The sequence below is a fragment of the Reinekea sp. genome, from assembly GCF_046710285.1.
Classification (GTDB): domain Bacteria; phylum Pseudomonadota; class Gammaproteobacteria; order Pseudomonadales; family Natronospirillaceae; genus Reinekea.
In genome coordinates, this window is sequence record NZ_JBKEGY010000008.1 from 38,543 (window position 1) to 51,292 (window position 12,750).

Below are 12,750 nucleotides of genomic sequence, written 5' to 3' on the forward strand. Positions count from 1 at the left end.
AGTGATTTAAGTTGAAATTGTCATACAATGGTAAAATGACCGAATTTAATAAGAGACTTTAATATGGCTGCATTTGGAACTGTTTTTATACCGGAAATGACCTTGGCAACATTTTCTGATAATCAATGGAGCGACAGTAAAATAGTTCCAGCCGATAAATTGGAGTTTCATCCGGGTGCGCACGTACTTCATTATTCAAGCACCTGTTTTGAGGGCTTGAAAGCCTTTCGCCATGAAGATGGTTCGGTAAAAATCTTTCGTATGGACGCCAATATTGCGCGTATGGCGCAAAGCTCACGAATCTTGAGTCTACCTAAACTAGATGAAAGCTTGTTGTCCTCAATGATTACCGACATTGTCGCTAAATACGCAGATGAAACACCAGCGCCTCCGGGGTCTATGTATATTCGCCCAACCCACATTGGCACCGAAGCGGCGATTGGTAAAGCGGCGGCACCGTCACTGAGTTCAATGTTGTATGTTTTGTTGTCGCCAGTGGGAGATTACTTTGCTGGTGGTTCAAAGGCATTGCGGTTATTGCTTGAAGAAGACGGTATGCGCTGTGCCCCGCACATGGGTATGGTGAAAAGTGGTGGTAATTACGCCAGTGCGTTATCGCCTATTTCAGCCGCACGTGAAAAGTACAATGCAGATCAAGTTCTATTTTGCCCTAATGGCGATGTTCAGGAAACCGGCGCTGCGAACTTTATCTTAATAGACGGTAACGAGATTATAACCAAGGCACTAGATAGCTCATTTTTGCATGGCATAACGCGTGATAGTATTTTAACGCTGGCACGCGATATGGGTATGACGGTATCTGAACGTGAATTTAGCGTTGAGGAGCTGTTGGAGCGAGCGGCGAAACCCGGTACTGAAGCTGCTTTGTCGGGAACTGCTGCGGTATTAACGCCAGTGGGTACTTTGATCCACAAGGACAAAGAATATTCAGTTGGTACTGGTGAAGCAGGCCCTACAACTGAGAAGCTACGCCAAGCATTGAATGATATTCAGTGGGGTAAAGCGGAAGACAAGCACGGCTGGTTAACTAAAATTTAGTCGCAGTTATGGCACATTAACGTACAGGTTCCACTGTACGTTAATGTTAGAATACTTGCTTAAAGGTGGGAGAAGCGGCTGATATTCGACAGCTTAGGGTTTGGTTCTTTGCACTTTTTCAATAGAAGCGCAATATGACCGACTTGTTGAACTAAGGTTGCACTGCTTTGCTCAATAATAGTGTCGATGATTGTCTTCTTATCTTCGCGATCTTCAGCAACGATTTTCACTTTAATTAACTCATGGTCACTCAGTGCTCGTTGAATTTCAGCCATAACGGAGTCACTCAGGCCCTTATCGGCCACCGTAACGACAGGGCTGAGCTGATGTCCAATGGTGCGAAAACGTTTCTTTTGCTCTTGAGTTAATTTCATATTCTTTATGTCTCATGTTTAAATGTAATCGAAATGATGTAATTGTACTTTAGATCGACACAAATTACCTAAAGAGGAATTGAATTGGCACGATCAAAAACCAGCAAACAGTGGTTGGACGAACATTTTGATGATCGCTATGTGAAAATGTCTCGTCAAGACGGTTATCGTAGCCGTGCAAGTTATAAACTGTTAGAAATCAGTGAGAAAGGTAAGTTGATACGCCCCGGCATGACCGTGGTAGATCTAGGCTCGGCGCCAGGCGGCTGGTCACAGGTCGCGGCGCGGCTGGTGGGCGATAATGGCCGCGTTGTTGCTTCAGATATCTTAGAAATGGACGCGATAGCCGGAGTTGAATTCATACACGGCGATTTTACAGATGACGCGGTATTTCAGGCCCTGTTAGACTGTATTGGGGATTCACCGGTTGACCTTGTAATTTCCGATATGGCCCCAAACATGAGTGGTAATGCTTCGATAGATCAACCAGCGGCTATGTATTTAGTTGAATTGGCTTTAGATATGGCACAGTCTATTCTTAAGCCTGGGGGCGGATTTGTCGCAAAAGTTTTTCATGGTGAAGGTTTTGATGCATACGTCAAAAGCATCCGCCAGCAGTTTACAAAAGTTACAATGCGTAAACCTGAAGCTTCTCGAGCACGTTCACGAGAAACCTATGTGGTTGCTTCGGGTTATAAAGGATAAGTCAGTACGTGATATACATTACGTAAGAAGGTGAAAGTTGAACGATATGGCGAAGAATTTAGTACTTTGGCTCATCATTGCAGTGGTTTTACTGGCTGTATTTAATAATTTTGACATGGCACCAAGCGCTGAGAAAGTTAATTACTCACGCTTTGTACAGCAAGTACAGCAAGATCAGATTCGTTCTGTGGCTTACTCTGGTCAAATCATTGTTGGCGAACGCCGTGACGGCTCTACGTTTGAGACTGTGCGCCCACCGCAAACAAGTGATCAAGAATTAATCGATAATATGATTACTCATGGCGTTGAAGTTGAAGCCAAGCAGCCTGAGCAGCCAAGTATATGGACGCAGCTTATTGTTGCCTCCTTCCCTATCTTGATTATTTTGGCCGTATTTATGTTTTTTATGCGCCAGATGCAAGGCGGTGGCGGCGGTGGCAAAGGCCCAATGAGCTTTGGCAAAAGCAAAGCTCGCCTGCTCAGTGAAGATCAGATTAATACTACTTTTAAAGACGTTGCCGGCGTTGAAGAGGCCAAAGATGATGTGCAAGAGCTTGTAGAGTTTTTGCGTGATCCAGGTAAGTACCAGCGCTTAGGCGGTAAAATACCTCGTGGTGTTCTTATGGTCGGCCCACCGGGTACCGGTAAAACCTTGCTTGCTAAAGCGATTGCTGGTGAAGCGAAGGTTCCGTTTTTCTCTATTTCAGGTTCTGACTTTGTTGAAATGTTCGTCGGTGTGGGTGCATCTCGTGTGCGCGACATGTTTGAGCAAGCCAAAAAGCAAGCGCCATGTATTATCTTTATTGATGAAATTGATGCCGTGGGTCGTTCTCGGGGTGTCGGCATCGGTGGCGGTAACGATGAACGTGAGCAAACGTTAAACCAACTGCTTGTTGAGATGGATGGCTTTGAAGCAAACGACGGTGTTATTGTTATTGCCGCAACCAACCGCCCAGACGTATTAGACCCTGCCTTGTTGCGCCCAGGCCGTTTTGACCGTCAGGTCACGGTTGGTTTGCCTGATATTCTAGGCCGCGAACAAATATTAAAAGTGCATATGCGTAAAGTGCCAATTGCAGATGACGTTGACGCAAGCATTGTTGCTCGTGGTACGCCAGGCTTCTCAGGTGCTGACTTAGCTAACTTAGTAAACGAAGCGGCATTGTTCTCGGCTCGATTGAACCGTCGCTTAGTGTCTATGGAAGAGTTTGATCGAGCGAAAGATAAAATCATGATGGGCGCCGAGCGCAAAGCTATGGTGATGTCTGAAAAAGAAAAAACCAACACAGCTTATCATGAAGCAGGTCATGCGATTGTCGGTAATTTGGTGCCCGACCATGATCCGGTTTATAAAGTTAGTATCATTCCGCGTGGTCGCGCCCTAGGTGTGACGATGTTTTTACCTGTAGAAGATAGATACTCGATCAGTAAGCGTGCATTGGAGAGCCAGATCGCTGGGCTATACGGTGGCCGTATTGCTGAAGAAATGACCCTTGGTAAAGAAGGTGTTACAACCGGTGCGTCGAACGATATTGAACGTGCGACGGCTTTAGCTCGCAGCATGGTGACTAAGTGGGGTCTAAGCGAATTAGGTGCTCAGCAGTTTGAAGAAGAACAGCAAGGTTATCTTGGTAACCAAACATCTGCTCTAGGTGCTTCTCAAGTTACCGCTCAGAAAGTAGATGAAGAGATCAAGTTGATTCTTGATCGCAGCTATCAGGTAGCTGCTGATATTCTAGAAGAAAACCGCGATAAGCTCGAAGCGATGAAAGATGCGTTAATGGAATATGAAACAATTGACGCCGAGCAAATCAAAGACATTATGGCCGGGCAGAAGCCTCGTCAGCCAAAAGGCTGGGGTGATCGTGATAAACTAAAGGCTGATCCAGTAGATTCAGAAGAGATTGCAGCGCCTGAAGTCGCTGAGCCAGAAGAGGCACCTAGTAACGAAACTGAACAAGATCAAAAGCCGTCTGAGTAAGTGGCTAATGTTCTGAATCGAACTTGCAATGCTAGACTGTAAAGACAATTAATCGGGCTCTATGCCCGATTTTTTTACTCTGAACAGCTTTGTTCAGGAGGGTTAATTTGGCTAGTTTTTCATTTAAAAATCGCTTCCTATCCTTGGATCAAGCTCATGTTATGGGGATACTTAATGTTACCCCAGACTCCTTTTCTGATGGTGGACGCTTTGCCAACATAGAACAAGCGCTTGTCCAAGCACAGCAAATGATTGCCAGCGGTGCTGCTATTATTGATATAGGTGGTGAAAGTACGCGCCCTGGCGCCAAGCTTGTTTCAGAGCAGCAAGAATTAGATAGAGTGATTCCCGTTATCGAGCGGTTGGTAAAAGAGTGCGATACAGTTATTTCCGTTGATACCAGTACTGCAGCGGTTATGAAAGAAGCGGCCCGAGCAGGTGCTCACCTAATAAATGACGTTCGGGCACTGACCAGACCCAATGCCATGTTTGCCGCCGTAGAATCTGGTTTGCCAGTCTGCCTCATGCACAGCCAAGGCGAGCCAGGGACTATGCAAGACGACCCTCAGTACGCCGATGTTGTCGCAGAAGTTAGTGTTTACTTAGCGCAGCGAGTAGATGCTTGTGTATCGGCAGGCATCACCCGCGAACAAATAATAGTTGATCCTGGCTTTGGCTTCGGTAAAACCTTAGAACACAATTTATTACTAATGAAAAACCTACAAGACTTACAATCTCTTGATTTGCCTTCATTGGTGGGCGTCTCAAGAAAGAGTATGGTGGGTGGCATACTAAACAAGAATGTCGAAGATCGATTAATCGGAAGCTTAGCACTGGCCGCTAAGGCAATCTGTGCAGGAGCCTGGTTGATTCGAGCGCATGATGTTGATGAAACAGTACAGCTTGTTACTACGTTAAATGCCGTGCATAGCTGTAGATACTGAATTTTATAGGAGAGTTATGGTGGGTAAAGGGAAAAAGTATTTTGGTACCGATGGTATCCGAGGCGAGGTGGGCAAAGGGGTTATTAACCCAGATTTTGTTTTGAAATTGGGCTGGGCTGCAGGCCGCGTATTTTCAAAACAAGGGCGGGGTAAAATCGTCATTGGCAAAGATACTCGTATTTCAGGTTATATGTTTGAATCGGTCCTTGAGGCGGGTTTGGCCTCGGCCGGGTGCGATAGTCTATTGGTTGGCCCAATGCCTACGCCAGCAGTCGCCTACCTAACGCGCACGTTTCAAGCTGACGCTGGTATTGTGATATCGGCATCCCATAACCCGTTTTTTGACAATGGCATTAAATTTTTCTCGGCAACTGGGACTAAATTGCCAGATGAAATTGAATTTGCCATCGAGGAAGAGCTTGAAAAGGTTTTGCTGACGTCGCCGAGTGCGGAGCTAGGGAGAGCTCGACGAATTGATGACGCGAACGGACGTTATGTTGAATATTGTAAGAGCACATCAGGGTACTTAAATTTAAAAGGCTTTAACATCGTACTCGATTGCGCGCATGGGGCGACTTATGATGTTGCGCCGAAAGTATTTCGTGAGCTAGGCGCAAATGTCACTGTTATTGGCGCATCACCTAATGGCCTGAACATTAATGAAAATGTAGGATCTACATCTCCTGCCGCATTGCAAAAGGCTGTTTTAGAGCATAAGGCTGACCTTGGAATAGCTTACGACGGCGACGGTGATCGGTTAGCAATGGTTGATCATGAAGGTCAATTCGTAGACGGTGATGAGCTGTTGTATATTTTGGCTAAGCACCTGCAAGCCCAAGGTATTGTCAAAGACGGTGTCGTCGGCACCTTAATGACAAATTTAGGTCTTGAGGTTGCGTTGAATAAGTTGGATTTAAAATTAGTCCGTGCCGATGTTGGTGATCGATATGTTAATGAGCAGTTGACGGAGCAAGGCTGGGTGCTAGGCGGTGAAAACTCTGGGCACCTAGTTCTCAAGCATGTTTCTACGACAGGCGATGGTATTGTCGCTTCATTGCAAGTGCTTGTGGCGCTGGTTTTGGCTAAGCAGTCATTATCAGAAGCCAAGTCAGGTATGCGCAAATATCCGCAAGTGATGATCAATGTCAAAATGCCTAAGAAAGTAAACGTGCTAAAATTGCCCGCTGTGGTGGAAGCCGTTGCTAGCGCAGAAGAAGCGCTGGCTGAGACTGGCCGAGTTTTACTGCGGCCTTCTGGTACCGAGCCCGTCGTTCGGGTCATGGTTGAAGGTGAAGACGTGAGTTTGGTCAAACAAGTCTGCGAAACCCTCGCTGCTGCTGTTGAAAGTGCAGTAGGTAAACCCTAATAGACTGATTTAATTGATTTTTTTAATAATGGGTAAAAAGAGTTTTTTCTTATCTATACTTGCTCTAAAGCTGCAAAATAAGTAAACTCTGCGCCCGCTTAATGGAGGCAATACTATGCGCCGCACTCTCGTAGCTGCAAACTGGAAAATGAACGGAAACAAAGAAACAGTCGCAAGTCTGTTAACTGCATTTAAAAATGGCATGAGCGGTTCTGCCGATGTAGCGATTTTCCCGCCAGCTTTGTATGTTCCTCAAGTCGCGCAAGCCCTAGCAGGCACCGACATAAGCTTTGGTGTACAAAATGTAAGTGCTCAAGAGTCTGGAGCATTTACTGGTGAACTAAGCTTATCAATGGTAAATGACTTTGCCTGCAAATATGTATTAATAGGCCATTCTGAACGTCGTGAGTTATTCGGAGAAACCGATGCTGACGTAGCTCAGAAAGTGGTAGCTACATTAAAAGCGGGTCTTATTCCAATGTTATGCATTGGTGAAACGCTAGAGCAGCGCGAATCGGGCATTACCGAGGAAGTTGTTGGTACGCAAATAAAGGCCGTACTAGATGCCGTTGGTATAGCCGCATTTGAGACGATTGTTATTGCTTATGAGCCAGTTTGGGCAATAGGGACGGGTAAAACAGCCAGTCCAGAGCAAGCGCAAGACGTTCATGCTTTTATACGTGGCATGCTCGAAGCTGAAGATGCTGCGGTTGCAGCGAAGACGAGAATTTTATATGGCGGTAGTGTAAAGGCCGCCAGTGCCGAAGCATTGTTTGGGCAGCCTGATATTGACGGTGGCCTTGTCGGTGGTGCTTCTTTGTTAGCAGATGAATTTGTGGCGATTTGTAACGCCGCAAAAGGGTAAATATAATGGGTATAGAAAAAATAGTTCTACTTATTCACGTTGTTCTGGCCATTGGCGTCATTGCTTTTGTTCTGTTGCAACGTGGAAAAGGTGCAGAAGCGGGCGCCTCTTTTGGTGGCGGTGCTTCGCAAACAGTTTTTGGTTCTGAAGGCAGTGGTAACTTTTTAACACGCACGACAGGCATATTAGTAACAGGTTTTTTCGTAACGAGCATGGCATTAGCCTTTATCGCTCAAGAAAAAGCGCGCGGATTGGATAATATAAATGTACCATCTGCCGTACAAGCTGTTGAAGGTGATGTGCCTGCTGCTGTTAATACAGATTCAAGCGTACTTCCAACAGAATAAAAGTTTTATGCCGACGTGGTGAAATTGGTAGACACGCCACCTTGAGGGGGTGGTGGGCTTAAGCTCGTGCTAGTTCGAATCTAGTCGTCGGTACCATATTTAAGAAAGGTCTGTTTATTTACAGGCCTTTTTTCTTGGTGTGTTGAAAGTGCAAAGATATAACCGTATACTACCGCGCTGATTTTAGAGGTCTTTGACTTCATCGGTGCATTGCGGTTCTCGCACTGTATCGCTTCAACTTCGGTTGAATAGCACGAAGGTGCTACAGAGAACTTTGAGAGGGCTCTGGTAAAAGGTAGTTGTTTAAGGCCCCTCTTTGTAGGGGTTTTTTAGTTTTTGGAGGTCGGCTATTGGCTGGCACCCTTGTAAGATGGGCCTTAGGATAAGCGTCTTCGATGTTTGTTCACAGTTGCCCATTTTTTATAGCTGTCAAAGTTAGGTGAACGGTTTTTAATGGCAAAAGTAGATGAAATAAATGCACTGGTTGAACCAGTGGTGGTTGGCATGGGTTTTTCTTTGTGGGGTATTGAATTTGTCCGTAGCGGCAAATACACAACATTGCGAATCTATATCGACCATGAAGATGGTATAGGTGTTGATCATTGCGCCGATGTCAGCCGCCAAGTAAGCGCGGTTATGGATGTCGAAGATCCAATTTCAACAGAATATACTTTAGAAGTTTCTTCCCCAGGTATGGATAGACCTCTGTTTACACTAGAGCAGTACGGTGCGTTTGTTGGTGAGTGGGTTGAAGTGAAATTACGTTATGCCTTTGAAGGCCGGCGCAAATTCAAAGGCGTTATCATTGGCATTGAAGAAGGCGATGTCATAGTTGCCGCCGATGGTGAAGAATTTTTATTGCCAATTGAAAGTATTGATAAAGGTCGGGTTATACCGAACTTTAGCTAATAATTGATTAAATTAACTATAAGATTTGAGCAGAATGCTCGAGCGAAAGGAAGGGGCTGAGACGATGAGTAAAGAAATTCTTTTGGTCGTAGATGCAGTTGCGAACGAAAAAGGTGTTTCGCGCGAGGTCATCTTCGATGCAATGGAGCTAGCATTAGCGACTGCTGCAAAAAAACGACTTAACGATGAAGGCGAGCCAGATGTTCAGGTCGTCATTGACCGCAAAACAGGCGAATACACTACTTTCCGTCGTTGGGAGGTTAAAAGCGATGATGAGGTGTCTATTCTTGGTTCTCAGTGGACCACTGAAGAAGCACGTGAAGTAGACCCTAATCTTGTGCCGGGTGATGTCTATCAAATTGAAATCGAAAGCGAAGGTTTCGGACGCATCAGCGCACAAGCAGCCAAACAGATTATTGTTCAAAAAGTACGTGATGCTGAACGTGCACGAATAGTCGATACTTATCGTGAACGTATTGGCGAGATGGTATCTGGTACGGTTAAAAAAGTTACCCGTGAAGCCTTAATCGTAGATTTAGGCAATAACGCAGAAGCTATTTTACCGCGTGAAGAAATGATCGGTCGAGAAATGTTTCGTTTGGCAGATCGTGTTCGCGCTGTTCTGCAATCGATTAAAACAGAAGGGCGTGGACCGCAATTGGTACTAAGCCGTTCAAGCAATGAAATGCTCATCGAATTGTTCCGAATCGAAGTACCAGAAATTCAAGAAGAAATTATTGAAATTCGTGGCTGTGCTCGTGACCCAGGGTCGCGTGCAAAAATTGCAGTAAAAACAAACGATGGCCGTATTGACCCGATCGGCGCATGCGTTGGTATGCGCGGTTCTCGAGTTCAAGCGGTATCTAACGAATTGGGTAATGAGCGTGTCGACATCATCACTTGGGATGATAACCCAGCACAATTGGTCATTAATGCGATGGCTCCTGCCGAAGTTGCATCAATTGTTATGGATGAAGACACCAATACAATGCAAGTTGCGGTTGAAGAAGACAACCTCGCCATGGCGATTGGTCGAAATGGTCAGAACGTTCGTTTAGCGAGCGATCTAACCGGTTGGACTATCAATGTCATGACCGAATCGGAAGCTGGCGAAAAGCAAGAAGAAGAATCAACGAAGCTAATTCAAAACTTCATAGATAAGCTTGATATCGACGAAGAAGTCGCTGTTATTTTAGTTGAAGAGGGTTTTGCGACACTAGAAGAAGTTGCTTATGTCCCGATTGACGAAATGCTTGAAATTGATGGTTTCGATGAAGAAATTGTCACTGAATTGCGTCAACGTGCTAAAGATATTTTAGTGACACTTGAGTTAGCCAGTGAAGAGCAATTAGATTCAGCACAGCCAGCTCAAGACCTCTTAGAGATGGAAGGTATGGATGAACCTTTAGCGCGTTTAATCGCATCTAAAGGCATTTGTACAATGGAAGATCTCGCTGAGTTAAGTATCGATGAGCTAGTAGAAGCAGGTGGTGTAGATGAAAAAGCTGCCGGCGAATTAATCATGACTGCGCGTGCGCCGTGGTTTGAGAATGAATAGACGGGAAGGAGTTATTAATGTCTGATGTTACTGTAAAAGAGTTGGCCGAATCGGTCGGCACTCCCGTTGATCGACTGCTCCAACAAATGGGCGCAGCGGGTCTGCCACAAAAGAAAGAAACAGAAACGGTTGATGATGGTCAAAAGAAAACACTATTGTCATATTTGAAAACGAGTCACGGTGAAGCCACCGATGCGCCTAAGAAAATAACCTTAAAGCGTAAAGTGACGACGACTCTGAAAACAGGTGGCGGTTCAAAAGCTAAAACGATTAGCATTGAAGTGCGTAAAAAGCGTACCTATGTTAAGCGTGATGATGTCGATACCAGTGCCGATGCACCTGCACCCGTAGTTGAAGCTGTGCCTGTGACAGAAGACCGTGCAGCTCGTCGAGCCGAAGAAGATGCTAAATTAGAAGCAGCACGTGCCAAGGCCGTTGAAGAAAAACAACAGCAAGAAAAGGCAGCTCAAGCAAAATCTGAATCGCAAGCCAAAGCTGACAAGCCTGCTAAAGCAGCAGTAGCCGCTAAGAAAGAAACACAAGCAACTGTTGCTGATGCTGAAGCTACCATGGCGAAAGACGATCGTGTTGCTGATAAAAAGAAACATGATAAGCCTCGCCCAAGCGGTCCGCGTCTAGAAGATGGCCAAGCTAATGCTCCGCGAAAAGCGGGTCATAAAAAAGGCGGTGTAAAAACTGAAGCGCAGCGCACTTCACAGCATCGTACTGGTAATAAGCACCAACAAATGCTCGATGCTCTAGATGATAACGGTGGTTCACGTCGTCGTCGTCCTAAGAAGATGAAGAAGTCGACTGAGCATCAGTTTGAAAAACCAACAGCTCCGGTTATCCGTGAAGTTGGTTTAGGCGAAGCAATTAGCGTTGCTGAGTTGGCAGGTAAAATGTCAGCTAAGTCTGCTGAAGTGGTCAAAATCTTATTCAAGATGGGTGTAATGGCGACCGTTAACCAAATCATCGATCAAGATACGGCGATTTTAGTCATCGAAGAAATGGGTCACAAGTATACTATCGTTAACGAAAACGCTCTTGAAGACACCATGATGGAAGTGGCTTACGAAGGTGATGTAGCTACTCGAGCACCGGTTGTAACGGTGATGGGCCACGTTGACCACGGTAAAACAAGTTTACTTGATTACATACGTGAAACTCGTGTTACTGCAGGTGAATCGGGTGGTATTACTCAGCATATTGGTGCTTACCACGTTGAATCTTCACGCGGCATGATTACCTTTTTAGATACACCTGGACACGCAGCTTTTACCGCTATGCGAGCTCGTGGTGCTAAAGCAACCGACGTGGTTATTATCGTCGTTGCTGCAGATGACGGCGTAATGCCACAAACGATAGAAGCTATTCAGCACGCGAAAGCCGCAGGCGTTCCTATTGTTGTTGCCATTAATAAAATGGACAAAGAATCAGCTGACCCTGAGCGCGTAACAAACGAATTGTCTCAGCAAGATGTTATTCCTGAGTCTTGGGGTGGTGATACTCAGTTTATACAAGTATCAGCCCACACCGGCCAAGGTATTGACGAGCTTTTAGAGGCAGTGTCATTACAAGCAGAACTATTAGAATTAACAGCTCATCACAGTGGCCCTGGTAAGGGTGTTGTGATCGAATCTAGCCTTGATAAAGGCCGTGGTGCGGTTGCAACCGTCCTAGTTCAGGCCGGTAAGTTGAAGCGTGGCGATATCGTCCTAGCGGGAACTTATTATGGTCGTGTTCGTGCGCTATTTGACGAAGGCGGTCGCCCACTCGATGAGGCTGGTCCTTCAATTCCGTGTGAAATACTGGGTTTGAATGGTACGCCTGGCGCGGGTGATGAATTTGTTGTAACAGAAAGTGAGCGTGCAGCTCGTGAAGTTGCCGATTTACGTTCTTCGCGTACTAAAAACGCCGCTCACGCCATGCAGCAAGCCGCTAAGCTTGATGCACTGTTTGCTAACGTTGGTGATAACGAAGTACGTATTCTAAACATTGTTCTTAAGACCGATGTTCGGGGTTCATTAGAAGCCATCAACGGTTCGTTGATGAAAATTGGTAACGAAGAAGTTCGTGTCAACATCGTTTCTGGCGGCGTAGGTGCAATTTCTGAATCGGATGCCAACTTAGCGATCGCAGCGAATGCGGTTGTATTCGGCTTCAATGTCCGAGCAACAGGCAAGGCGCGTGAAGTTATTGAGCGCGGCGGTTTAGATTTACGTTACTACAACGTTATCTATGACTTAATTGATGATGTTAAAGCAGCATTGAGCGGTATGTTGTCGCCAGAGCTTCGCGAAAACATTGTTGGTTTAGCAGAAGTGCGTGACGTCTTTAACTCACCTAAGTTTGGCCAAATTGCCGGTTGTATGGTGATTGAAGGTACGGTTTATCGTAACAAGAAGATTCGTGTCTTACGTGATGAAGTTGTTATCTATGAAGGCGAGCTTGAATCTCTACGTCGCTTTAAAGATGACGTTCAAGATGTAGGTCGAGGCATGGAGTGTGGTATTGGTGTGAAGAACTACACTGATGTTAAGCCAGGCGATAAGATCGAAGTCTTTGACGTCAAAGAAGTTGCACGTACCATCGACTAATTGGTTCGGTAGACAATAAAAATAAACCGGCCGCGAATGACT

At 45.6% G+C, this 12,750-nt stretch carries 11 protein-coding genes and 1 tRNA gene; 11 read left to right on the forward strand and 1 reads right to left on the reverse strand.

Going from position 1 to position 12,750, the window contains the following annotated elements; genetic code table 11:
* Nucleotides 1–63 precede the first annotated feature (63 nt).
* The gene (locus ACI882_RS07630) at nt 64–1,059 is read left to right on the forward strand and encodes a branched-chain amino acid aminotransferase (RefSeq protein ID WP_411742765.1); all 996 of its coding nucleotides are present in this window, start codon (nt 64–66) and stop codon (nt 1,057–1,059) included.
* A 59-nt stretch (nt 1,060–1,118) separates the two neighbouring features.
* Here the strand turns inward: ACI882_RS07630 and yhbY are convergent, their stop codons facing one another.
* Nucleotides 1,119–1,433: a ribosome assembly RNA-binding protein YhbY gene (gene yhbY, locus ACI882_RS07635; RefSeq protein ID WP_411742766.1), complete on the reverse strand. Its 315-nt coding sequence runs from the start codon at nt 1,431–1,433 to the stop codon at nt 1,119–1,121.
* An 84-nt stretch (nt 1,434–1,517) separates the two neighbouring features.
* Between yhbY and rlmE the strand changes: the two genes are divergently transcribed.
* The 10 genes from rlmE (at nt 1,518) to infB (ending at nt 12,708) form a co-directional block, all read left to right on the forward strand.
* A complete protein-coding gene (gene rlmE / locus ACI882_RS07640) occupies nt 1,518–2,138 on the forward strand; it encodes a 23S rRNA (uridine(2552)-2'-O)-methyltransferase RlmE (RefSeq protein ID WP_411742767.1) in 621 nt (206 codons plus the stop codon).
* 46 nt (nt 2,139–2,184) lie between these two features.
* The gene (gene ftsH, locus ACI882_RS07645) at nt 2,185–4,119 is read left to right on the forward strand and encodes an ATP-dependent zinc metalloprotease FtsH (RefSeq protein WP_411742768.1); all 1,935 of its coding nucleotides are present in this window, start codon (nt 2,185–2,187) and stop codon (nt 4,117–4,119) included.
* Between the two features lie 107 nt (nt 4,120–4,226).
* Nucleotides 4,227–5,063, forward strand: coding sequence for a dihydropteroate synthase (gene folP, locus ACI882_RS07650; protein WP_411742769.1), 837 nt, complete (start codon nt 4,227–4,229; stop codon nt 5,061–5,063).
* Nucleotides 5,064–5,079: 16 nt separating this feature from the next.
* Nucleotides 5,080–6,429 carry a phosphoglucosamine mutase gene (glmM, locus tag ACI882_RS07655; protein WP_411742770.1) on the forward strand — a complete coding sequence of 450 codons (1,350 nt, stop codon included), beginning with the start codon at nt 5,080–5,082 and terminating at the stop codon, nt 6,427–6,429.
* Between the two features lie 115 nt (nt 6,430–6,544).
* Nucleotides 6,545–7,294 (forward strand): triose-phosphate isomerase, encoded by a 750-nt coding sequence (tpiA, locus tag ACI882_RS07660; protein ID WP_411742771.1) that lies wholly within the window; start codon nt 6,545–6,547, stop codon nt 7,292–7,294.
* Nucleotides 7,295–7,305: 11 nt separating this feature from the next.
* On the forward strand, nt 7,306–7,641 hold the full coding sequence (gene secG / locus ACI882_RS07665; protein WP_411742805.1) for a preprotein translocase subunit SecG: 336 nt from the start codon (nt 7,306–7,308) through the stop codon (nt 7,639–7,641).
* A 9-nt stretch (nt 7,642–7,650) separates the two neighbouring features.
* Nucleotides 7,651–7,737, forward strand: a tRNA-Leu gene (locus ACI882_RS07670).
* A gap of 357 nt (nt 7,738–8,094) precedes the next feature.
* On the forward strand, nt 8,095–8,550 hold the full coding sequence (gene rimP / locus ACI882_RS07675) for a ribosome maturation factor RimP (protein ID WP_411742772.1): 456 nt from the start codon (nt 8,095–8,097) through the stop codon (nt 8,548–8,550).
* A gap of 64 nt (nt 8,551–8,614) precedes the next feature.
* Nucleotides 8,615–10,108 (forward strand): transcription termination factor NusA, encoded by a 1,494-nt coding sequence (gene nusA, locus ACI882_RS07680; protein WP_411742773.1) that lies wholly within the window; start codon nt 8,615–8,617, stop codon nt 10,106–10,108.
* 17 nt (nt 10,109–10,125) lie between these two features.
* Nucleotides 10,126–12,708, forward strand: coding sequence for a translation initiation factor IF-2 (gene infB, locus ACI882_RS07685; protein WP_411742774.1), 2,583 nt, complete (start codon nt 10,126–10,128; stop codon nt 12,706–12,708).
* The last annotated feature ends 42 nt before the right edge of the window (nt 12,709–12,750 follow it).

Bases quoted from the DNA above. Each gene is read 5' to 3' on its own strand.
- nusA (WP_411742773.1), top strand. From the start codon at position 8,615: ATGAGTAAAGAAATTCTTTTGGTCGTAGATGCAGTTGCGAACGAAAAA.
- tpiA (WP_411742771.1), top strand. From the start codon at position 6,545: ATGCGCCGCACTCTCGTAGCTGCAAACTGGAAAATGAACGGAAACAAA.
- infB (WP_411742774.1), top strand. From the start codon at position 10,126: ATGTCTGATGTTACTGTAAAAGAGTTGGCCGAATCGGTCGGCACTCCC.
- ftsH (WP_411742768.1), top strand. From the start codon at position 2,185: ATGGCGAAGAATTTAGTACTTTGGCTCATCATTGCAGTGGTTTTACTG.
- yhbY (WP_411742766.1), bottom strand. From the start codon at position 1,433: ATGAAATTAACTCAAGAGCAAAAGAAACGTTTTCGCACCATTGGACAT.
- rimP (WP_411742772.1), top strand. From the start codon at position 8,095: ATGGCAAAAGTAGATGAAATAAATGCACTGGTTGAACCAGTGGTGGTT.
- ACI882_RS07630 (WP_411742765.1), top strand. From the start codon at position 64: ATGGCTGCATTTGGAACTGTTTTTATACCGGAAATGACCTTGGCAACA.
- glmM (WP_411742770.1), top strand. From the start codon at position 5,080: ATGGTGGGTAAAGGGAAAAAGTATTTTGGTACCGATGGTATCCGAGGC.